General features: G+C 63.9%; 17 protein-coding genes. 12 read left to right on the top strand and 5 right to left on the bottom strand.

Annotation, left to right across the window (positions count from 1 at the left end):
* Positions 1–91: 91 nt before the first annotated feature.
* Genes serB through HOY34_RS02425 form a run of 3 tightly spaced genes read left to right on the top strand, consistent with a single transcriptional unit; the run spans position 92 to position 2,221 of the window.
* Positions 92–967: a phosphoserine phosphatase SerB gene (serB, locus tag HOY34_RS02435; RefSeq protein WP_172359739.1), complete on the top strand. Its 876-nt coding sequence runs from the start codon at positions 92–94 to the stop codon at positions 965–967.
* Complete coding sequence (locus tag HOY34_RS02430; RefSeq protein ID WP_172359738.1) at positions 964–1,455, top strand: GNAT family N-acetyltransferase; 492 nt, start codon at positions 964–966, stop codon at positions 1,453–1,455. The genes serB and HOY34_RS02430 overlap by 4 nt, the downstream gene beginning before the upstream one ends.
* Before the next feature lies 1 nt (position 1,456).
* Positions 1,457–2,221 carry a TSUP family transporter gene (locus HOY34_RS02425; RefSeq protein WP_172359737.1) on the top strand — a complete coding sequence of 255 codons (765 nt, stop codon included), beginning with the start codon at positions 1,457–1,459 and terminating at the stop codon, positions 2,219–2,221.
* 9 nt (positions 2,222–2,230) lie between these two features.
* Here HOY34_RS02425 and zapE read toward each other — a convergent pair whose 3' ends face one another.
* The gene (zapE, locus tag HOY34_RS02420; protein WP_172359736.1) at positions 2,231–3,349 is read right to left on the bottom strand and encodes a cell division protein ZapE; all 1,119 of its coding nucleotides are present in this window, start codon (positions 3,347–3,349) and stop codon (positions 2,231–2,233) included.
* Between the two features lie 184 nt (positions 3,350–3,533).
* Between zapE and HOY34_RS02415 the strand changes: the two genes are divergently transcribed.
* Positions 3,534–5,438 (top strand): methyl-accepting chemotaxis protein, encoded by a 1,905-nt coding sequence (locus tag HOY34_RS02415; protein ID WP_172359735.1) that lies wholly within the window; start codon positions 3,534–3,536, stop codon positions 5,436–5,438.
* 253 nt (positions 5,439–5,691) lie between these two features.
* Here the strand turns inward: HOY34_RS02415 and HOY34_RS02410 are convergent, their stop codons facing one another.
* Both HOY34_RS02410 and HOY34_RS02405 read right to left on the bottom strand, forming a co-directional pair.
* A complete protein-coding gene (locus HOY34_RS02410; protein WP_172359734.1) occupies positions 5,692–6,060 on the bottom strand; it encodes a hypothetical protein in 369 nt (122 codons plus the stop codon).
* A gap of 168 nt (positions 6,061–6,228) precedes the next feature.
* On the bottom strand, positions 6,229–6,864 hold the full coding sequence (locus HOY34_RS02405) for a hypothetical protein (protein WP_172359733.1): 636 nt from the start codon (positions 6,862–6,864) through the stop codon (positions 6,229–6,231).
* Positions 6,865–6,953: 89 nt separating this feature from the next.
* On the opposite strand from HOY34_RS02405, the gene HOY34_RS02400 reads away from it, so the two are divergent.
* The 4 genes from HOY34_RS02400 to HOY34_RS02385 all read left to right on the top strand — a co-directional run bounded on the left by HOY34_RS02400 (position 6,954) and on the right by HOY34_RS02385 (position 11,668).
* The gene (locus tag HOY34_RS02400) at positions 6,954–7,766 is read left to right on the top strand and encodes a TIGR00282 family metallophosphoesterase (protein ID WP_172359732.1); all 813 of its coding nucleotides are present in this window, start codon (positions 6,954–6,956) and stop codon (positions 7,764–7,766) included.
* A gap of 139 nt (positions 7,767–7,905) precedes the next feature.
* A complete protein-coding gene (locus tag HOY34_RS02395) occupies positions 7,906–9,684 on the top strand; it encodes an SLC13 family permease (RefSeq protein ID WP_172359731.1) in 1,779 nt (592 codons plus the stop codon).
* A 165-nt stretch (positions 9,685–9,849) separates the two neighbouring features.
* Positions 9,850–10,590 (top strand): YebC/PmpR family DNA-binding transcriptional regulator, encoded by a 741-nt coding sequence (locus HOY34_RS02390; protein WP_172359730.1) that lies wholly within the window; start codon positions 9,850–9,852, stop codon positions 10,588–10,590.
* 157 nt (positions 10,591–10,747) lie between these two features.
* Complete coding sequence (locus tag HOY34_RS02385) at positions 10,748–11,668, top strand: lysophospholipid acyltransferase family protein (RefSeq protein WP_172359729.1); 921 nt, start codon at positions 10,748–10,750, stop codon at positions 11,666–11,668.
* Here the strand turns inward: HOY34_RS02385 and HOY34_RS02380 are convergent.
* Positions 11,640–12,554 carry a LysR family transcriptional regulator ArgP gene (locus tag HOY34_RS02380; RefSeq protein ID WP_172359728.1) on the bottom strand — a complete coding sequence of 305 codons (915 nt, stop codon included), beginning with the start codon at positions 12,552–12,554 and terminating at the stop codon, positions 11,640–11,642. The genes HOY34_RS02385 and HOY34_RS02380 overlap by 29 nt on opposite strands.
* Before the next feature lie 146 nt (positions 12,555–12,700).
* Between HOY34_RS02380 and HOY34_RS02375 the strand changes: the two genes are divergently transcribed.
* From HOY34_RS02375 to HOY34_RS02365, 3 genes are all read left to right on the top strand, one after another.
* Entirely contained in the window at positions 12,701–13,303 is a 603-nt protein-coding gene (locus HOY34_RS02375; protein WP_172359727.1) for a LysE/ArgO family amino acid transporter, read from the top strand.
* A 45-nt stretch (positions 13,304–13,348) separates the two neighbouring features.
* Positions 13,349–14,263: a DMT family transporter gene (locus HOY34_RS02370; protein ID WP_253944149.1), complete on the top strand. Its 915-nt coding sequence runs from the start codon at positions 13,349–13,351 to the stop codon at positions 14,261–14,263.
* A gap of 148 nt (positions 14,264–14,411) precedes the next feature.
* Positions 14,412–15,461: a DUF2793 domain-containing protein gene (locus tag HOY34_RS02365; RefSeq protein ID WP_172359726.1), complete on the top strand. Its 1,050-nt coding sequence runs from the start codon at positions 14,412–14,414 to the stop codon at positions 15,459–15,461.
* On the opposite strand, the gene HOY34_RS02360 is transcribed toward HOY34_RS02365, so the two are convergent.
* The gene (locus HOY34_RS02360; protein WP_172359725.1) at positions 15,458–16,444 is read right to left on the bottom strand and encodes a glycosyltransferase; all 987 of its coding nucleotides are present in this window, start codon (positions 16,442–16,444) and stop codon (positions 15,458–15,460) included. The two genes, HOY34_RS02365 and HOY34_RS02360, sit on opposite strands and share 4 nt — an antisense overlap.
* A gap of 167 nt (positions 16,445–16,611) precedes the next feature.
* On the opposite strand from HOY34_RS02360, the gene HOY34_RS02355 reads away from it, so the two are divergent.
* The gene (locus tag HOY34_RS02355) at positions 16,612–20,661 is read left to right on the top strand and encodes a calcium-binding protein (RefSeq protein ID WP_172359724.1); all 4,050 of its coding nucleotides are present in this window, start codon (positions 16,612–16,614) and stop codon (positions 20,659–20,661) included.
* Positions 20,662–20,736: the final 75 nt, after the last annotated feature.

Genomic DNA, 20,736 nt, shown 5'->3' with positions numbered 1-20,736 from the left:
CCGGGCCCCGCTGGCTTTGCCCCCCGAAAGCGCGTAATTCCGGCAGGGACCGCATCATCCGAAATCCCCCAAACGCGCCCCCGGAGGCCAGATGTTCATCGCCACTTTGCTGACCAGCCCAGAGACCCCGATTCTGAACCGCCAAACGGTTGAGAGCCTGCGCAATGCCTGGGGTGGCGGCGATGCGGCCTGGCTGGACCCGGGCGTGGCTGCGGAATTTGCGCTGGCCTCGGTGCCTGACAATGCGGATCAGGTCTGGCAGGATCTGCAGGGGCTGAAGATCGACCTTGCCATCCAGCCAGAGGCGGGGCGCAAAAAGCAGCTGCTGATCGCCGATATGGACAGCACGATGATCCGCCAGGAATGCATTGACGAGCTGGCCGATGAGGCGGGCGTCGGGGCCTATGTGGCCGGGATTACCGCCCGCGCGATGAATGGAGAGCTGGATTTCGACGCCGCCCTGCGCGAGCGCGTCGGCCTGCTGAAGGATCTGCCGGAAAGCGTGATCGCCACCGTGATCCGCGACCGCATCACGCTGATGCCAGGCGGCGAGGTGCTTTTGCGCACCATGAAGGCGCATGGAGCCTATACGGCGCTGGTCTCTGGCGGGTTCACGGCTTTCACCTCGGCGATTGCGGCGCGGCTGGGCTTTGATGAAAACCGCGCCAATACACTGCTGGTGGCCGACGGACGGCTGACCGGGCAGGTCCAGGATCCGATCCTTGGCAAAGAGGCCAAGGTCACCGCGCTGGAAGAGATCACCGCCCGGCTGGGGATCGGCGCGGATCAGGTGGTTGCGGTGGGCGACGGGGCGAATGACCTGCCGATGCTGCAGCGCGCGGGCATGGGCGTGGCGCTGCATGCGAAGCCAAAGGTTCAGGCCGAGGCGCGGATCCGCGTCAACCATGGCGATCTGACCGCGCTTTTGTATCTGCAGGGCTACCACCGCGAAGAGTTCGCCGCATGAGCGCCTCCGTCCTTGTTCGCCCGGTGAGGCTGGCAGATGCGGGCGCGATGACCCGGCTGCAAAACCACATCATCGCGCTCGGCGGCACCACCGCCTATGAGGAACCCCGCGATGAGGCGCAGGTCATTGCCTCTTACATCCGCTCGGACGCCGGGGTCTGCTGCCATATCGCCGAGGCGGACGGCCAGCTGATCGGCTTTCAGTCAGTCGGGCTGAACCCGAAGCTGCCGCCAGGCTGGGCCGAGATCGGCACCTTCGTCGCCGCAGATGTGCAGGCGCGGGGCACCGGACAGGCGCTGTTTGCCGCCACGCGGGCAGCGGCGCAGGCGGCGGGTATTCGCGTGCTGAACGCCACCATTCGCGCCGACAACCGTCCCGGCCTTGGCTATTATGCAAAGATCGGCTTTGTTGATTATGACAGTGATCCGGCCTGGGCGCTTGCCAATGGCCAGGTCGTGGGCCGGGTGCATCGCAGGCTGGATCTCTGAGATGTTCGGTCTGGCCATGGATATTGTGCTGCTGCTGATGCTGGCGGCCTTCATCGGCGGCTTTATAGACTCGATTGCGGGGGGCGGCGGGCTGATCACCGTGCCTGCGCTGCTGCTGGCGGGGCTGCCCCCGGTTGAGGCCCTGGCCACGAACAAACTGCAGGGCAGCTTTGGGTCCGGCACGGCGGCGCTGACCTATGCGCGGGCCGGGCATGTAAACCCCGCAGCCCAGCTGCCGATGGCGGCGATTTCGGCGCTGGCAGCGGGCGCGGGGGCGATGATTGCGCATCTTCTGTCGGCCGAGCTGTTGCGGATCATCATGCCCGTGGTGCTGATCGCGGTTGCCGCCTTTTTCGCCTTTCGCAAGGGGCTCAGCGACAATGACCGCGTTCAGCGGATGAAGCCTGCGGTTTTCGCGCTGACGGTGGTGCCGCTGGTTGCCGCCTATGACGGCTTTTTCGGTCCGGGGACCGGCAGCTTTTTCATGATGGGGTTCGTGCTGCTGGCGGGCTACGGCATCCTGAAGGCCACCGCCCATACGAAGATGCTGAACTTCGCGTCCAATCTGGGCTCGCTTGCCGTGTTCATCCCCACGGGCAGCGTGCTTTGGATGGTGGGCTTTGCCATGGCGCTGACCCAGACGCTGGGGGCCTGGCTGGGGGCAAAACTGGCGATGCGTATCGGGGCCGGGCTGATCCGCCCGATCCTGGTGATCACCTCAACCGCGATGGCGCTGCGGCTGATCTGGCAGGCGATCTACGGCTGAAGGCCCGGCTTACGCCTGCGTCTCGCTGTGCTCTTCGCCGGGCTCTTCTGTGCCCCAGGCCGCATCCTGCATCTCACGCAGACGGCTGGCGGTGCGCTCAAACTCAAACGCTCCGGTGCCCTCATTGTAAAGCCGTTCTGGCTCATCCGCCGCCGAAGCAATCAGCCGGACTTTGGCCTCATAAAGCGCATCAACCAGGGTCACAAACCGCTTTGCCTCATTGTAATTCGAGGCGCTGAGCTGCGGGATATCATCCAGGATCAGCACCCGGCAGGCCGCCGCGATCGCCAGAAAATCCGCAGCCCCCAATGGCCGCGCACAAAGATCATAGAACGAGGCCCGGCCGACGCCATTGGCAAAACGCGGCAGCTCGACCTCGCGGCCATTGACCGGCAGGCGCAAAGGCGCACCCGCAGCCCCGCCGGTCAGATCCTTCCAGATCGCGTCAATCTGGCCCCGGCTGCTGCCCGCAGGCTGGAACCAGACCTGCGCCCCCTTCAGCCGGTGCTGGCGGTAATCATTGGCGCTGACGATCTCATGAACGGTCATTTTCTCGCCCAGCATGGCGATGAAGGGCAGGAAAAGCTGACGATTCAGCCCGTTTTTGTACAGATCTTCCGGCGGGCGGTTCGAGGTGGTCACGATCACCACACCCGCCGCGAACAGCTTTTCAAACAGCCGCCCCACGATCATCGCATCGGTGATATCGGTGATCTGCATCTCATCAAAGGCCAGCAGCCGCAGCTCTTTGGTGATCTTTGCCGCGACCGGGGCCAGCGGATCCTCGACCCCTTTCTGGCGGGCCTCATGCATGCCGTGATGGATCTCTTGCATGAAGGCGTGAAAGTGCACGCGGCGCTTTTCGGGGATCGCGGTGGCCTCGGTGAAAAGGTCCATCATCATTGACTTGCCGCGCCCGACCCCGCCCCAGAGGTAAAGCCCCTTCGGCCCCTGCACCGGGGCCTTGCCAAAGAGGCCTGAAAGGAAACCACCCTTGCGCGCGGGCGTAGTCTCCAGCCAGAGCCGCAGCTCTTCCAGCAGGGGAAGCACGGCTTTTTGCGCGGGATCAGGGCGTAAAAGCCCCTCACTGACGCGCGTCTCATAGATTTCTGAAAGGGTCTGTCGCATGCTGTCACTATACTTGGGTCAATGGGCAGCTGAAAGGTTTCGCATCAGCCGCAGGGGCGGGAAATCGTCGTGAACCGCCGCGAAAAGAATACCGACAATTTAAGCGAACGCGGTTTTGATAACCGAATCTATACGCGGCGCGGGCAGGTTTCCCAGCAGATATGTCTTTGCTTCAGGGGATTTCATGCAACGGCTGCGCTCACTCGGCCTCGTCACCAAACTGACCGGCCTTTCGCTTGTAATGTTCCTGCTTGTCGGCGGGATCGGGGTCTGGTTTTCCAGCCATAAGGTCTCTGTTGTGGTCGAGGAAAGGCTGCAGGCCATCGTCCTGATGGCCTCACGCATGACAGCAGAAATCACCGAGGATACGTTTTCCGGCCTCAGCTATCGGATTGATGAGGCGGGGAATGTGACCGATGTCGTCTGGGACGCAATCCCCAGTTTCAACAGTCACACCCTGGTGGATGAGGCGAAAAAGACCACGGGCTCGCAATTCTCGATCCTTCGCTGGGATCAGGCGCGGGCCGACTTTTTCCGGGTCACCACCAGTATACTGGACGAAAATGGCCGTCGCTGGACCGATAGTCCGCTGGGGCCGGATCATCCCGCCCGTGCCAGCCTGCTGCGTGGTGAAACCTATACCGGATCGGCCAATCTCTTTGGCGAACCCTATGCGGTGAACCTTATCCCGATTCGCAACCCTGAGGGGGCTGTCGTTGGCGTGCTGTGCAACTTCATCCCCGAGGCTGTGCTGCGCGGCGGGCTGCGCTCGGCTGAGTTGCAGGGCGTGGCTGGCGTGGCCATCGCGTCGCTTTTGGGCGCGCTGCTGCTTTATCTGGCCAATCGCGGTTTGCTGCGTCCTCTGGACTCTTTGTCGCGGGTCCTTGAGCGCATCCGTGAGGGCGATACCACTGTGGAAGTGCCTGCCCTCAAGCGCCAGGATGAGATCGGCACCTTTGCCCGCGGGTTTGAGGACTGGCGCCGCTCGGTCGCCGATACCGAAGAGATGAGCGCTGAATCGACCCGGCGCGAGGCCGAGCAAAGCCGGGTGGTGCGCGACCTGTCGGATTCTCTGACCCGGCTGTCGGCGCTGGATCTGACAGCGGCGATTGTCAGCGCGTCGGATGACCCCTTCCCGGCCCGTTATGAAGAACTGCGGCAGAACTTTAACAATGTCGTTGATATGCTGGCCGAGACGATGGTGATGATCCGCCAGATCGCGGGTTCCATCGACAGCGGCGCTTCAGAGTTCAATACGATCGCCCAGGATATGTCGAATCGCACCGAGACCCAGGCCGCAACGCTGGAAGAAACGGCTGCAGCCCTGGATGAGCTGACGGCCAGCGTGCAGTCCACAGCGGAAAATGCGGCAAATGCCGATACGCAAATGGCAGAAAATGGCCGCCAGGCCGAGGAAAGCGGGCAGGTGGTTCACCGGGCGATCACGGCGATGGAACAGATCGAACAAAGCTCGCGCCAGATTACCCGCATTACGGATGTCATTGATGACATTGCTTTCCAGACCAACCTCCTGGCGCTGAATGCCGGGGTTGAGGCCGCCCGCGCGGGCGAGGCAGGCAAGGGTTTTGCGGTGGTGGCATCAGAGGTGCGTTCACTTGCACAGCGTGCCTCGGAATCGGCGCGCGAAATCAAGCGGTTGATCAGCCAATCCACCGAGCAGGTCGAAGCTGGATCGGCTCTGGTGCATGAGACAGGATCGGCGCTGAACCGGATGATCGAACGTATCCATTCGGTCACTACATTGATTGCCGATATTGCCGCCTCAGCGCGAGAGCAGTCGCTGGGCCTTTCTGAAATCAATACCGGCGTGAAACAGCTGGATGAGGTGACCCAGCGTAATGCTGCCGTGGTCGTACAAAGCACGACGTCTTCAGATGCGCTGCACAATGACGCCATGCGTCTTAGCGAAACTCTGGCCCGTTTTACAGTACCGGCCACGAAGGACACCGACGGCCGAACGGTACAACGTGAACCTGCACCAGTAGCCCGGACACCGGAAGGATTTCAGCCGGTGCCAATTGCGCGTACCGGAACAGACGGTGGCGTTCAGCAATGGGAGGACTTCTGACGAGGCTCCAGGCGGCAACGGGAAGCTAAGCTGTTTTGGGTTTCATTCATGCAGGAAATCCCGCTGCTGTGCGTTATCGGCTGGCGACATGGTTCATGTGGTTGACCAATCTCCAGGCAAATTAAACACCAAAAGCAGAGTAGTGGGTTGCGGCGAGAGCGATTGCTGCGAGGAGGGCGCAGGGGCATCTGCCGTAACGTCTTTCCGCGCGACACCACTCCCATGAGGCCTCCAAACCCGATCTAAATGAGGCTTAGATTTTTGTTGCGGCGTTTTTTGTGTCGAACTGCATTTTGTGGACTTTCCGGTTCAGGGGACAGGCGTCTATACCACTGTCATTCAACGCGCCTTTGAACCAATCGGTATTCTGGCCCCCATCTGCCGGCATCCAGTCCGCCTTTGAGACGCTGTGCAACACAGCGGCGGCGCCGCTATCGTCACTGGTTGGTGTGGCTGCGACAAACAGGCTGAGTTGCCCGGCGCTGAGTGGTTTGGACTGTGTGGCCCGGCTTTGGATCGGAGAGTTCCGGCAAAGTGGTTTCAGGTCATTCCGCCTGACGCTGTCGGCACTGGCGGCGGTTTTTGCCATGATCTGGGGTGCCGTGAAACGGCTCTTTCTCATGCGAAACTCTTCAGTTCGCTGCTCACGCGGAAATTGCGTCCCTGCGCCCCTTTAGCCTCGCGGACGGATCACTTTTCCAGGTATTTTCAGTCGGCCAGGCCGGTCCTTTCCGCATATCTTTGCCGAATGATGCGGGCGAGGCGATATTGTTGCGGCAACAAGAGGTACCTAAACCTGACCGGCAGCAGGAAGCATCCGCGCCATCAGTCGCAGGGCATGTCCGGGGTCACGGGCCACGGCTGGCAGGACCTGGTCATAGGCGGCGCGGATCAGCCGCGCGAGGTCGGGATGCAGGATCACGCCGCCTCCATCACTGCGGGCCAGTGGCGAAAGCTGGCCGAAGGCCCCGTCTGCGAAGGACAGCATCGCCTCGGCGCCCTGGGCCAGGGCCAGATCCTCGGCGGGCATCTGCGCCAGATGCTCATCCATACGGATAAACAGAAAAACCGCCCTGATCGCACCATCGCCGTCAAAGCGGAAAGTCCGATAGCGGTTCGCCCCCTGATCTCTGAGGCGCTCGCAAAGCGCGGCAAGACCCGGGATCATATGATCGAGCTTGGGCACCTGCGGCAGCTCTGCCCAGTCACGGAAGAAAAACACCATCAGATTGGCGCCAAGCTCGGGGTCGGTCTCGGCCATGCGATGCCCGGCCAGCAATACCACCGCCTCGATCGCGCCTTTGACGATGGCAAGCGTGGCGTCATCGGTGCCGAAAATCACCGGCACGATGGGGCGGCCCCAGCGGGCGCAGAGGAAGCTGCCATCGGGGCGGGTGAAAAGCGACTGGATCTGATCTGGCGTCATGGGCTTTGGTTAGCGGGTTCTGCGCCATGGCTCAAGCCGCAGGAAAGGGGGCTTGCGCGGCCAGGGGCAGAGGCATAAGCGGTTTCCCCATGAAACTGCTTTTTCTTGGCGATGTGATGGGGCGCAGCGGGCGGGCGGCAATAACGGCCGGCCTGCCGAAAATGCGTGCGGATTGGGGTCTCGATTTCGTCGTGGTCAATGGCGAGAATGCGACCGGGGGCATGGGGCTTTCGGCAGAGCATGCCAAAGGGATCCTGGCGGCGGGCGCGGATGTTGTCACGCTGGGCGATCATGCCTTCGACCAGAAAGACATGGCGCAATTCCTGGAGACCGAGCCCCGGGTGGTGCGGCCGCTGAATTATTCGCGCATCGCGCCGGGCCGGGGCGGGCGGGTCTTTGATGCTCCTGGCGGGCGCAAGGTGCTGGTCGCGCAGGTTCTGGGCCGGGTCTTTATGAAGCAACCTTTCGATGACCCTTTCTCTGCGATTGACCCGCTGCTGAAGGCGCATCGGCTGGGCGTTGGCATCCAGGCGGCAATCATCGACGTTCATGCCGAGGCGACCTCAGAGAAGATGGCGCTTGGCCACTGGTGTGACGGCCAGGCCAGTCTGGTCGTCGGCACCCATACCCATGTTCCGACCGGGGACGCACAGATCCTGAAGGGCGGCACCGCCTATCTGTCAGACGCCGGTATGTGCGGCGATTATGATTCGGTGATCGGCATGGAAAAGCTGGAACCGATGCGCCGCTTTATCACCGGCATGTCGAAAACCCGCTTCGAGCCTGCCAGCGGCGAGGCGACGCTTTCGGGTGTCTATGTCGAGACCGATGACGCAACCGGGCTTGCAACGCGCGTCGTCATGGTGCGCCAGGGCGGCAGATTGCAGCAGTCGGGGCCGTAACCGGCGCCTTGGGGATGGAAAATGCTGACGCGCCACGCAGCTACCCCGTGACGGCAGCAAAGACGACCTTGTTTGTAGAATTTTCTTCCCCAGCCCCCCGGCGCTGCCTATAAGACCCACAGTATAGCTGAGGGTGCCAATGCTCTGGTTTGAGATTTCTGCCGCAGCGCAGCCCTGGGTGGCGCTGGCGGTTCTCGTGGTGATGTTCGGCCTTTTCGTATCCGAGGCCATTCCGGTCGAGGTGACGGCCATTGCTGCCGCTGCGGTGATGATGGTGCTGGGCTTTTTGCCGTTGTCAGAGGCGCAGGCGGTGCTGTCCAACCCGGCGCCCTGGACGATTGCACTGATGTTTCTGGTGATGGGTGGGCTGGTCAGGACCGGCGCGATCGAACAGGTGATCCACCTGGCCGAAAAATCGGTCGAGGGGCGGCCACGCGTCACCATCATCGCGCTTTTCGCTTTCATCTCGGTCGCCTCGGCCTTCATGAACAACACGCCGCTGGTGGCCGTGATGATCCCCGTGGTCATGCAACTCGCACTGAAAATCGGCACCTCTCCCTCTAAGCTGCTGATCCCGCTGTCTTATATGACGGTAATGGCCGGGATGATGACGCTGATCGGCACCTCGACCAACCTGCTGGTCGACGGTGTCGCGGCCAAGGCGGGGCTTGCGCATTTCTCGCTGTTTGAGGTTCTGCCACTGGGTCTGGCCGTCACCATCGCGGGGGCAATCTTCCTCGGCCTCTTCGCCAACCGCCTGCTCCCCGAGCGCCAGTCGATGGGCATGCTGCTGACCGACCGGCGCAAGATGAAATACTTCACCGAGGTCGCCATTCCCGAAGACAGCCCGCTGGTAGGCCAGGCCCCGCTTGAGGTGGATCTCTTCCGCCGCAATGGCGTGCGGCTGATCGACGTGCTCAGGGGCGACGCCTCTTTGCGCCGCGACCTTGCCCCCGTGCGCCTGCAGCCCGGCGATCGCGTGGTTCTGCGCGCCGAAATGGCCGACCTGATGGAGTTCGACCGCCGCCGCGAAGTGCATCTCGTGGACAAGCTCTCCTCGGTGAAAACCGAGACAGTTGAGGTGCTTATCGGCCCCGGCTGCCGGATGGAGGGCCAGCGCCTCGGCGATCTGCGCCTGCGTCGTCGCTACGGCGTCTATGTGTTGGCCGCCCATCGCCGCAACCAGAACATCGGCCGCCAGCTGGACGATCTGATCGTTCGCGTCGGCGACACCCTGCTGCTCGAGGGCGCAATCGAAGACATCCAGCGCCTCGCCGCCGATATGGATCTGGTCGATATTACCCGTCCGCGCGAAAAGCCCTATCGCCGCGGCAAAGCCCCCATCGCGGTCGGCGCATTGGCTTTTATCGTCTTTTTGTCGGCCTTTGATGTCGCCCCGATCCAGCTGCTGGCCTTCCTCGCGGTGGCGGTGATCCTCGTCACCCGCTGCGTCGACAGCGATGAGGCTTTCAGCTTTGTCGATGGCCGCCTGCTGGCGATGATCTTCGCCATGCTTGCGGTGGGCGAGGGGCTTGACCGTTCCGGCGCAGTCGAGATGATCGTCAACGCCGCCGCCCCCTGGCTCCAGGGCCTCTCGCCCTTCTTCCTGATCCTCGCGGTCTATTTCCTCGGCCTCGTGCTGACCGAATTCCTCTCAAACAATGCCGTCGCGGTGATCTACACCCCCGTCGCAATCGAACTCGCCAATAATCTCGGCATCGACCCGCGCCCGCTCGTCGTCGCAGTGATGTTCTCGGCCACGCTCGCCTTTGCGACCCCGGTCGGCTACCAGACCAATATGATGGTCTATGGCCCCGGCGGCTATCGCTTCTCCGATTATATGCGCGTCGGCCTGCCGCTCAATATCATCCTTATGTTCCTGTGCTCGGCTCTGATCCCGGTTTTTTGGCCGCTCTGAGCTGTTTTCCCCTTTCATCTGTCCAAAAATATCCCAGGGGGGCCGGGGGACTGGTCCCCCGGTTTTTCTTTCAGTGTTTTGCGGGACTGCTCCCCCGGCCCTTGCCGCGCATGCCCCGCACGGTGTAAAGAGGCCCACCACGAAAATCGAAGGAATGAGGCCCCTATGGCAGGCCATTCGAAATGGGCGAACATCCAGCACCGCAAGGGCAAGCAGGATGCAATCCGCTCCAAGATGTTCTCCAAGCTCTCGAAAGAGATCACCGTCGCTGCGAAGATGGGCGATCCTGACCCCGAGAAGAACCCCCGCCTGCGTCTGGCGGTGAAAGCCGCCAAGGCGGTTTCCATGCCCAAAGACGTGATCGACCGCGCGATCAAGAAATCGCAAATGGGCGACGCGGCGGATTACACCGAGATCCGTTATGAGGGCTACGGCGCCGGTGGCATCGCCATCATCGTCGAGGCGCTGACCGACAACCTGAACCGCACCGCCTCGAATGTGCGCAGCTATTTCACCAAGGCTGGCGGCAATATGGGGCAGACCGGCTCGGTCTCGCACAGCTTTGACCGCCTGGGCGAAATCTCTTACCCGGCATCTGTCGGGGATGCGGATACCGTCATGATGGCCGCGATCGAGGCCGGTGCAGAGGATGTCGAATCCGATGAGGATGGCCATCTGATCTATTGCCCGGTTGAAAACCTCTCTTCGGTTTCCGACGCGCTTGAGGCCTCGCTTGGCGAATCCACCGAGGCAAAGCTGGTCTGGCGTCCGCAGTCGCGCACCGAGGTCGATCTCGACACCGCGCAAAAGCTGATGAAGCTGATCGACCTGCTGGAAGAGGATGACGATGTGCAGACCGTCACCCATAATTTCGACGTGCCCGAGGATGTCGCAGCCCAGCTGTGACAGCGACATTCGACCGTAAATCAGGAACCGGCCCCGGCGTCAGTCGGGGCCGTTTTCATTTTCCGCCACAGGTTTTCTGCTGTCACCCGGCTGTGATCTGCGGGCGCTACATGCCGCCTCAGAGACGGGCCAGCGCCCATGATATCCGGGGGAAATGGTGGCGGAAAGCACTGCGAAAGGCATGGTGAAAGGCACGACGAAAAGCATCGGTGCAACGCCTTGTAATGGCCCGGTATTCACCTATTCGCACCCCGGCCAGTCGCGGCTGCGCCGCAGCCTGATCCGCGCCTTTGAACGGCTTTCGGGACAAAGCCGGATCGAGCGCCTCTATCACAACTGGCGGCGCGATCCGGCCCGCGACCAGACCGTCCCGGTCTTTGCCGAGGCGATGCGGGTTCTGGGCCTGCAAACCGAATTTACCACCGGGAACGCCGGGTTGATCCCAAAGACGGGCGGGCTGCTGGTGATTGCAAACCACCCGTTTGGCATCGCGGACGGCCTGGCGATTGGCGATCTGATCACCCGCACCCGCCCGGATGTGAAGCTGATGGTGCATGCCGCGCTGGCCATCGCCCCCGAGGCGCAGGATCTGCTGCTGCCCGTCGATTTCAGCCACAGCCCCGGGGCGCGGCGCAGCTCGGCTGAAACACGCCGCGCCGCCACCGAATGGCTGGAGGCGGGGCATGTGCTGGTGATCTTTCCGGCGGGCGGGGTCTCTACCGCGCCAAAGCCACTGTCGCGCCGGGCGGCAGATCCGGCCTGGCATCCTTTCGTGTCGCGGCTGGCGGTGCTGCCGGGGGTGCAGGTGCTGCCGATCTGGTTTCACGGCCAGAACTCGCGACTGTTCCAGATTGCCAGCCACTATTCCTATCCGCTGCGCGTGGCGCTTATCTTTCGGGAAACGCTGCGCCACCGCCACCGCCCGCTGCGCCTGGCCATCGGTGCGCCGGTGGTGGTTGATGCGGGGCAAAAGGCGCAGGCCACAGATCAGCTGCGGCGGATGGTGCATCGGCTGGCCGGACCTCAGGCCCCGCGCCCCGAGGTCGCATTCACCTTTCCGGCGCGGATTCGCTGGTAGGGATCAGCACCGCCGCTGCCGCCTTGCGGATTTCCGCAGTCAGCGGGGCCAGCGCTGGCCCGACCAGGCGCGGAAACTGCCAGTAAAGCGGCACATCCAGCACCACATCCGGGCGCAGAACCTGCATGCGCCCGGCCTCGATATGCGGCCGCGCCATATGTTCGGGGTTCATCGCCCAGCCCAGCCCCAGCAGGGTCGCGTCGATAAAAGCCTGCGAGGAGGCGATGAGATGGCTGCGCAGCACCACCCGCTGCGGGGTCGGCTCGCTTGCGGCAATGCGCTCGGCCCAGTTTTGCTGCAGGCGGTCTTGCGCGGAATAGACCAGCGAAAGCGCATGGCTGAGGGTGTCCGCTCTGATCCCGCCTGCAAACCAGCGGCGGGCGAAATCCGGGCTGGCGGTTGCCAGATAGCGCAGCGCCCCAAGCGCAACCGTCTCGCATCCCTGCAGCGGCCCTGGCTGTGAGGTGATCGCGGCCATCACCTCGCCGCGCCGCAGCCAGGCCTGGCTGACATCCTGATCGTCGATCACCAGGTCGAACAGAAACCCCTCACAGGCGCTGAGCGCGGGCAGCACCCAGCTGGCCAGGCTGTCGGCATTGACGGCGATCCGCAAAGGCGCAGACCCGCTGCGCAGCGCGGGCAGCTCATTCCCGAGCTGGCTTTCAAGCAGGGTGATCTCATCGAAATGGCGGATCAGGCGCAGGCCTTCAGGCGTTGCCGTGCAGGGCTGGCCGCGCCGGATCAGCCGGAGGCCGACCCGTTCCTCAAGTGCCCGGATCCGCTGCGAGACCGCCGATTGCGTCACGCTGAGATCGGCGGCAGCCAGTTCGAATGAGCCGCGGCGGTGAATTGCAGAAAGCGCGGCTAGCCAGTTGGGGTCGAGCATGAACAGATTAGTATTGCTAATGATTTGGAAGAAAAATGAATTGGATTTGCCGATGGTGCAAGGTCTAGCAGTCTTGCGGGGGCTGTCAGGCCCCGGGCCCTGTCGGTTTGCAACGATGGCCGCGGGCGTTTGAATGAGGGACGCGGATGACTGAGGCAATTTTTGCGGGCTATTTCACAGCATTAAGCCTGATCCTGGCGATCGGGGCGCAAAATGCCTTTGTGCTGCGCCAGGGCTTGCGGCGCGAGCATGTGGCGCTGGTGGTGGCGATCTGTGCGGTCTCAGATGCGCTGCTGATCGGGCTGGGCGTTACGGGCTTTGGCGCGATGAGCCGCGCTGCCCCTTGGGCGCTTCCCCTGATGAAATGGGGCGGGGTCGCGTTTTTGCTGGTCTATGGCGCCCTGCGGTTTCGGGCGGCTATGCAGGGCGGTGCGGCGCTGGTGCCTGCGCCTGACAGCCGGGCCTCCTGGCAGCGGGTGGCGATGACCTGCCTCTTGCTGACCTGGGCCAATCCGCATGTCTGGCTGGATACGGTGGTGCTGATCGGCTCTGTCTCGGCGCAGCATGTGCCCCATCAGCTGGCGTTTGGGGTGGCGGCGGCGGCGGCGTCATTAAGCTTTTTCTCAGCCCTGGGATTTGGCGCGCGCTATCTCGCCCCGGTATTCGCCAAGCCCCGCGCCTGGGTGGTGCTGGAGGTGCTGGTCGGCGCGGTGATGTGGGCGATTGCGATTGCGCTTGCCCTGTCGTGATCGCCTGCTCTTGCTATTTCGGGAAATCGGGCGCAGGTCGCGCTTATGTGGGTAAGACTGGCCAACAGACCCGTGGCGGGGATCATCTGGATGCTGATTTCGGGCGTCGCGCTGGTGGGCGTGAATGGCGCGGTGAAATATGTCGGCACCAGCCTGCCCGCGCCTCAGGCGGCCTTCATCCGTTTTGCCGTCAGCCTGCCGCTTTTTGCGCTGATGATCGGGCCGATCCTGCGGGCGCATTACAGCCCTGCGGTCTGGCGGCTTTTCGGCCTGCGCGGGATCTTTCATGTCGGCGGCGTGATCCTGTGGTTTTACGCCATGGCGCGGATTCCGGTGGCCGAGGTCTCGGCGATTGGCTTTCTCAACCCGGTGATCGTGCTGGTTTTGGGCGGCATCCTGCTGGGCGAGGGGCTGAGTTTCCGGCGCATCATGGTGGCGATCCTGGCCTTTGGCGGTGCGCTGATCGTGCTGCGCCCGGGCCTGCGAGAGATCGCCATGGGCCATTGGGCGCAGCTGGGCGCGGCCTTCCTGTTCGCGGGCGGCTATATCTGCGCCAAACGGCTGAGCGCCAGCGTGCCTGCCGGGGTGATCGTGGCGATGATGACATTCAGCTCGGCCCTGGGGCTGTTGCCGCTGGCGCTGCTGGACTGGCAGCCGGTGGCGCTGTGGCAGATGCTGACGCTGACGGTGGGCGCGGGCTGCGCGACGCTGGGCCATTATGCGATGACGCGGGCCTTCGCGGCGGCGCCGCTGGCGGTGACGCAGCCGGTCAGTTTCTTGCAGATCCTGTGGTCGGCGCTGATGGGGGCGGTGCTTTTCCATGAGGGCATCGACCCCTGGGTGATCCTGGGCGGCGCGGTGATCATTGCCGCGATCAGCTTCAACATCCGGGCCGAGGCCCAGGCCCGGCGCGTGATCCGGGCGGCGGATGGTGCGGGCACCGGCGGCCCCGTCGGCTGAGCCGCCAACCCAGGCGGCCGCGTTGCGCATAACGCCCGGGCCGCGCACGCATCCTTCAGGGGCGGCTAACCAGCCCTGACTAGCCTTGGCCTTTGCGGGCGCGAGACCCCGCGATTGCTGCGGCTTTGTCCCGCCCCAGGAGGCTGATTTGTCCGATACCACCGATATTCTTGCATTGCCGCTGATCCTGCCCGCCCAGGCTCAGAAACATGTCACCCATAATGAGGCGCTGCTAGCGCTGGATGCGATTGTGCAGCTGGCGGTGCTGGACCGCGACCGAACCGCGCCGCCAGAGACCGCATCCCCGGGCGACCGCCATCTGGTCGCCGGGGCTGGGGCCGGGCTTTGGGCCGGGCAGGGCGGGCAGATCGCGGTGCTGGCAGGCACGGGCTGGCAGTTTCACGCAGCCCAGCCCGGCTGGCAGGCCTATGTGCTGGCCGAGGGGCAGCTGGCGGTGTTCGACGGCCTGGCCTGGAAAACCCCCGATCAGGGTGAGGCGGGCTTTCAGCGGCTGGGGATCTCCACCCCGCCTGACAGCGTCAACCGTCTGGCGGTGGCTTCTGAGGCGGTGCTGCTGACCCATCAGGGCGCGGGCATGCAGCTGAAGCTGAACAAGGCCGCGCCCGCCGATACGGCCAGCCTTCTGTTCCAGACCAACTGGTCAGGCCGGGCCGAGATGGGCACCACCGGCGGCAGCGATTTTGCGATCCGCGTCAGCGCGGATGGTGCGACCTGGGCGACCGGCTTGCAGATTGCGGCTTCCAGCGGCGCGGTGAATGCGGCGCAGAACCTGACGCTGGCCGGGGCGCAGGTATTTTCGCGCGGGAATATCCTGGGGGCTGTGGCGCAGGCAGGCGGCCAGCCCACAGGCGCGGTGATCGAGCGCGGCTCGGGCGCGAATGGCGAGTATATTCGTCTGGCAGATGGCACCCAGATCTGCTGGCGCAGCGGGCTGTCAGCGGCGAATGTGTCAACGGCGCTTGGGGCGGGGTTCACCTCGGCTGCGGTGGCCTGGACCTTCCCGCAGCCGTTCGTGGCCGGGTCGGCCCCGGTGGTTTCCGGCATGGCGGATGGGGTGGATTGCTGGCTGTCGCAGGCGGCCCCTTCGGTCACGGCGGTCTCGCTGCGGGTGCTGGGGCTGGTATCAAAAGCTGCCGCCGTGCCGATCCGGGTGATGGCGGTCGGGCGCTGGTTCTAGAGCCTGCCGATCAGCGCCGCCGAGGCCAGCAACAGATCCCCCATGCGCGAGCTGCGCCGGATCCCAAGTGCCCTGAGCTGGCGGATCCGGCCCGGTCCTGCGCCTGGGGCTGCGTGAAAGGCGGCAAGGATCTGGCGCGCCTCGGGGGTCAGCAGCGCCTCATTGGCGCTGAGGGTGGCGGTATGGGCGGCAATGGTGCGCCGCCATTCGCCGCCCAGCACCATCTGCATGCGCCGAATGCCCGCCACCGCGCCGCCGGGCGCCCCGATCGCATTGCCGCCATGCTGGCGGTAGATCACCAGGGGCGTCGGGTCCAGCACCAGCCCGGCCCCGGCCCCGGCCAGCAGCTGATAAAGCCACCAGTCATGCCAGATCACCGCCTCGGTTCCCCGCGCCTGACGCACCAGGGCCAGCGCCGCCGGGCTGAGCATGATCGAATGCCCGGCAAACAGGTTCTGCGCCAGCGAAGGCGCGAAAGCCGGACGCACCCGCCCCGAGCGTGATATGGTTTTCGGCGTCAGCTGATGATCTGACAGCATGCTTTCAGCGGCATAAAGCACGGGCGCATCATGATTGCCCATGACCCGCGCCGCCGCCGCCATCCGCCGCAGCCCGCGCGCAAGCTTGCCTTTCAGCCAGACATCATCCTGATCGGCCAGGGCAATCACCCCCTTGGGCAGATCCGGCTGCGAAAGCGCCGAGAGGAAATTCGCAGCTGCGCCCCTACGCGGCCCTTCGACCAGATGCAGCGGGTGACGCTGGCCAAAGTCTTTCAGGATCTGTCTTGTGTCGTCTGTCGATCCATCGTCTGAGACGTAAAGCGTCCAGTTGCGATGGGTCTGGGCGGCGATACTGGCCAGCTGCTCGCGCAGATGACGCCCGCCATTGCGCGTTGCCATTATGATGGTCACATGCGCGGCCCCCGGATGCGGTGCATCCGTTTGTGCTTTGCCCATATGATCTGTGGCTGCCTTGCCCTGCATCTTCGGTGCCTTTGTCCCTGTCCCTTCATGCGCCAAAAGCGCCGCCCGGTGCAATCGGCAGTATTTGACTTGATCTGCAGATGAATGCCGCGCTTTCGCCCCGATTGGGAAAGGAGGCCTAAACCGTGATCCCCCAAAGTCGGACCGGGGAATAAAGGTGTGGGTCTATGTTTGGGGTTACTGTCCGAGAGACATTTACAGATGCGCCGCTGAATATGGTTTCAGGGATTGGCGCTTTGCTGCTGGCCGATATCAATGGCAGGCCGGTTCTTTACACCAGCACAAGGGCCGGGGGGGGCATGCTGGCGCTGGAGATCAGCGGCGATCTCAGCCTGTTGTCACAGGCCACGATGCGCAGCGGGGCGGTGTTGTCGGCCCCACCGACGCTTGAGATCTATACGATAGGGGCCAGGCGCTATCTGGTGTCCTCGGGCACCGCCGAGACGACGCTCTTTTCCTGGGCGATCCGTGATGATGGCACATTGGGGGCCGCGAACCGCCCGGCAGGCGGGCCTGTCGGGGTGATTACCGCCCATGCCATGGCCAATGTCGGCGGGCTTGACATGTTATATGTCTCAATGGCCGGTCAGGCGGGCGTGCAGAGCTATGTGATCAACGCAAATGGCTCGATGACCCGGGTTGCCGATTTCATGCTGGGCGAGGACGGGCCCGGGATCCATATCGGCGCGCTGATGGCTTTCACTATCGGCGGGGCGCAGTTCGTTGCGGCAAGTGCGCTGTCGGGCGACCGGATCGATCTGTTCCGCGCCGGAGCAGGCGGCGTGCCGGTGATGGTGGGCTCGCTGGGGGCGGCGGATGGCTGGGGGATCAACGGGCCGGGCGGCATGCAGCTGGCCACGGTTCATGGGCAGACGATGCTGCTGGTGGCCTCGTCTGGCAGCTCGTCGATCAGCGTGCTGGGGGTGGCGGCGAATGGGGTGATGACGGTGCTCGATCACGTCATCGACACGCTCGACACCCGGTTCCAGGCCACACGGGTCGTTGAGACGATCACCATCGGGCAGCGGGCCTTTGTGGTGACGGGGGGCGGCGATAACGGGCTGACGCTCTTTGAGATCCTGCCCTCGGGAAAGCTGGTTCTGCTGACCACGGTCATTCAGCAGATTGGCCAGGCGCTGGACAATATCACCGCGCTTTTGCTTAACCCGGTTGCGGGCGGTTTTGAGATCTTCGCCGCCGGAGAGGGCACAGGCCTGACCCGGCTGAGCGTCGCAATCGACAATCTCGGCGCGCCCCTTATCGGCAGTGCCGCCTCGCAGGTTCTCAGCGGCAGCGGCGCCCATGATCTGATCGTCGGGCATGCCGGGAACAATACGCTCTATGGTGGGGCGGGCAATGATATCCTGGTGGGCGGAACCGGCTCGGACACGATGTTCGGGGGCGCGGGGGCGGATCTTTTCGTGATCGCGGGCGGCGGCACCGCCGATACGATCCGCGACTTTCAGCCCGGCATTGACCGGATCGACCTGACCGCCTGGCGGGGGTTCCGCGATTTCATTGGGGTGACATTCACCGCCACCTCCTGGGGGGCGCGGCTGACCCTGCTGTCCGAGCAGCTGGATATTTACAGCGCAAACGGCCTGCCCCTGACCCGCGAGCAGGTCCGCCAGGCGGTGGTTGCGGGCGGGCTTTGGCATGCGCTGCCGGTTGCGCCGATCTCGGAAGAGGGGATCTATGGCAGCGCGGCGAATGACACGCTGGTTGGCACCGGGGATGATGACCGCTTGATGGGCGGCGCGGGCAATGACGTTTTGCGGGGCGGCGCGGGGAACGATTCGCTTTATGGCGGCGCGGGCGACGATATCCTTGAGGGCGGGCCCGGTGCCGATCTGCATGATGGCGGCGAGGGGCGCGACCGCGCCCATTACGGCGATGCACCCGTCGGGCTGACGGTGGATCTGGCCCTGCCTGCCAACAACACCGGCTATGCCGAAGGCGATACCTATATCAGCATCGAGGATCTGCATGGCTCGGCCTTTGCCGACAGCCTTTGGGGCGATGCCATTGCCAATGTGATCTGGGGCGGTGGCGGTGATGACGCGATCTATGGCCGGGCAGGTGATGACACGCTTTATGGCGGCATCGGCAATGACACCCTGGTCGGCGGCGCGGGCGCTGACCTGCTGGATGGCGGCGAGGGGCGCGATCTGGCCAGCTATATCGATGCAACCGCAGGCCTGCGGGCCGATCTGTTGCAGCCTGGCACAAATACCGGCTTTGCCGCCGGAGACAGCTACATCAGCATCGAGGATCTTCACGGCTCGGCCTTTGCTGACACGCTGCTGGGCGATAATCTAGCCAATGTGATCTGGGGCGCGGCCGGGAATGATGTGCTTTATGGGCGCGGCGGCGACGATACGCTTTATGGCGGCGACGGCAATGACACGCTGATCGGCGGGGCCGGGGCTGATTTGCTCGACGGAGGGGCTGGCCGCGACACGGCGGATTATTCAGACGCGACGGCGGGCCTGCGGGCCGATCTGCTGCTGCCGGGCAGCAATACCGGCTTTGCGGCTGGGGATGTGTATCTCAGCATCGAGGACCTGCAGGGCTCGGCCTTCAACGACACCCTGGCGGGCGACAGCGATGCGAACAGGCTGTTCGGCGGCGCGGGGGTGGACAGCCTCTATGGCCGGAATGGCGACGATTCGCTTTACGGCGGCGATGGCAATGATGTCCTGATTGGCGGCGCGGGGGCGGATTATCTGGATGGCGGCGCAGGCCGGGATGCCGCCCATTACGGCGATTCCCCCATCGGTCTGAAGGTGGATCTGGTGCTGACCGCGGCCAATACCGGGATCGCCGCAGGTGACCGCTTCGTCAGTATCGAGATCCTGATCGGCTCTGCCTTCAACGATATCCTGATGGGCGATGCGGGCGACAACGCGCTTTGGGGCGGTGAGGGCAATGATCAGCTGGTCGGGCGGGCGGGCAATGACAGCCTTTATGGCGGCGCGGGCAATGACACGCTGTTCGGCGGCGCAGGTGCGGATTTGCTGGATGGCGGTGCAGGCCGCGACAGGGCGCATTACGGCGACGCGACCGCAGGCCTGCGGGCCGATCTGCTGCAGCCCGGCACCAATACCGGATTTGCCGCCGGAGACCGCTATATCAGCATCGAGGATCTTTACGGCTCGGCCTTTGCCGACACGCTGCTGGGCGACAATCTGGGCAATGTGATCTGGGGCGCAGATGGCAATGATGTGCTTTATGGGCGCGGCGGGGCGGACACGCTTTATGGCGGCACGGGCAATGACACGCTGATCGGCGGCGCAGGCGCGGATCTTCTGGTTGGCGGCGATGGGCGTGACACGGCCAGCTATATTGACGCAACAGCGGGCGTGCGGGTCGATCTTCTGCTGCCCGCCAACAATACCGGCTTTGCGGCGGGGGATCTGTATCAGGGCATTGACGATCTGCATGGCTCAAACCACGCCGATATCCTGCTGGGCGACAACCTCTCGAACCGGATCACCGGGGGGGCGGGTGACGACATCCTCTATGGTCGGGGCGGCAATGACATCTTGCATGGGAGCGAGGGCAATGACGTTCTGATCGGCGGCGCGGGCGGTGACTGGCTGGACGGGGGGGCGGGCCGCGATCGCGCCCATTACAGCGACGCCCCGGTCGGGCTGCGCGCCGATCTTATGTTCCCGGCAAACAACACCGGATATGCCGCCGGTGACACCTATATCAGCATCGAGGATCTGCATGGCTCGGCCTGGGCCGACACCCTGTTCGGAGATGATGCGCCAAACTCGATCTGGGGTGGCGATGGCAATGATCTGCTGCTGGGGCGTGGCGGCAATGACATCCTCTATGGCGGCAATGGCAATGACACGCTTTATGGCGGCTCTGGCAATGATCTGATGTTCGGCGGTGCGGGGGCGGATGTCTTTGTCTTTGACCGCCCGGCCGGAGGGGGGAATCTGGGCCGTATTGCGGATTTCCAGCCCCGGATTGACCGCATCCACCTGGACGACGCCGTGTTCCAGTCCCTGCGCCCGGGCGCTTTGGCGGCAAACGCCTTTCATGTCGGCACGGCGGCCACCTCGGCCAGCCATCGGATCATTTACAATCAGGCGACGGGACAGATTTTCTATGATCCCGATGGCAATGGCCGGGCCGCGGCGCTGCATTTTGCAAGCGTCACCGCAGGCACAGTGCTGACAATCACGGATTTTCTGATCATCTGAGCCCTGTTGCCGAAGGCTGTTGCGCAGCAAAAAGCGGGCCGCAAGGGATGCGGCCCGCTTTGTCTGTTATGCGCA

It is taken from the genome of Pseudogemmobacter hezensis (genome assembly GCF_013155295.1).
Taxonomy (GTDB): domain Bacteria; phylum Pseudomonadota; class Alphaproteobacteria; order Rhodobacterales; family Rhodobacteraceae; genus Pseudogemmobacter; species Pseudogemmobacter hezensis.
Note: the sequence above shows the minus strand (reverse complement) of the source record. Positions and strands in the feature narration are given on the sequence as shown.

Bases quoted from the DNA above. Each gene is read 5' to 3' on its own strand.
- serB (WP_172359739.1), top strand. From the start codon at position 92: ATGTTCATCGCCACTTTGCTGACCAGCCCAGAGACCCCGATTCTGAAC.
- HOY34_RS02430 (WP_172359738.1), top strand. From the start codon at position 964: ATGAGCGCCTCCGTCCTTGTTCGCCCGGTGAGGCTGGCAGATGCGGGC.
- HOY34_RS02425 (WP_172359737.1), top strand. From the start codon at position 1,457: ATGTTCGGTCTGGCCATGGATATTGTGCTGCTGCTGATGCTGGCGGCC.
- zapE (WP_172359736.1), bottom strand. From the start codon at position 3,349: ATGCGACAGACCCTTTCAGAAATCTATGAGACGCGCGTCAGTGAGGGG.
- HOY34_RS02415 (WP_172359735.1), top strand. From the start codon at position 3,534: ATGCAACGGCTGCGCTCACTCGGCCTCGTCACCAAACTGACCGGCCTT.
- HOY34_RS02410 (WP_172359734.1), bottom strand. From the start codon at position 6,060: ATGAGAAAGAGCCGTTTCACGGCACCCCAGATCATGGCAAAAACCGCC.
- HOY34_RS02405 (WP_172359733.1), bottom strand. From the start codon at position 6,864: ATGACGCCAGATCAGATCCAGTCGCTTTTCACCCGCCCCGATGGCAGC.
- HOY34_RS02400 (WP_172359732.1), top strand. From the start codon at position 6,954: ATGAAACTGCTTTTTCTTGGCGATGTGATGGGGCGCAGCGGGCGGGCG.
- HOY34_RS02395 (WP_172359731.1), top strand. From the start codon at position 7,906: ATGCTCTGGTTTGAGATTTCTGCCGCAGCGCAGCCCTGGGTGGCGCTG.
- HOY34_RS02390 (WP_172359730.1), top strand. From the start codon at position 9,850: ATGGCAGGCCATTCGAAATGGGCGAACATCCAGCACCGCAAGGGCAAG.
- HOY34_RS02380 (WP_172359728.1), bottom strand. From the start codon at position 12,554: ATGCTCGACCCCAACTGGCTAGCCGCGCTTTCTGCAATTCACCGCCGC.
- HOY34_RS02375 (WP_172359727.1), top strand. From the start codon at position 12,701: ATGACTGAGGCAATTTTTGCGGGCTATTTCACAGCATTAAGCCTGATC.
- HOY34_RS02370 (WP_253944149.1), top strand. From the start codon at position 13,349: ATGTGGGTAAGACTGGCCAACAGACCCGTGGCGGGGATCATCTGGATG.
- HOY34_RS02360 (WP_172359725.1), bottom strand. From the start codon at position 16,444: ATGCAGGGCAAGGCAGCCACAGATCATATGGGCAAAGCACAAACGGAT.
- HOY34_RS02355 (WP_172359724.1), top strand. From the start codon at position 16,612: ATGTTTGGGGTTACTGTCCGAGAGACATTTACAGATGCGCCGCTGAAT.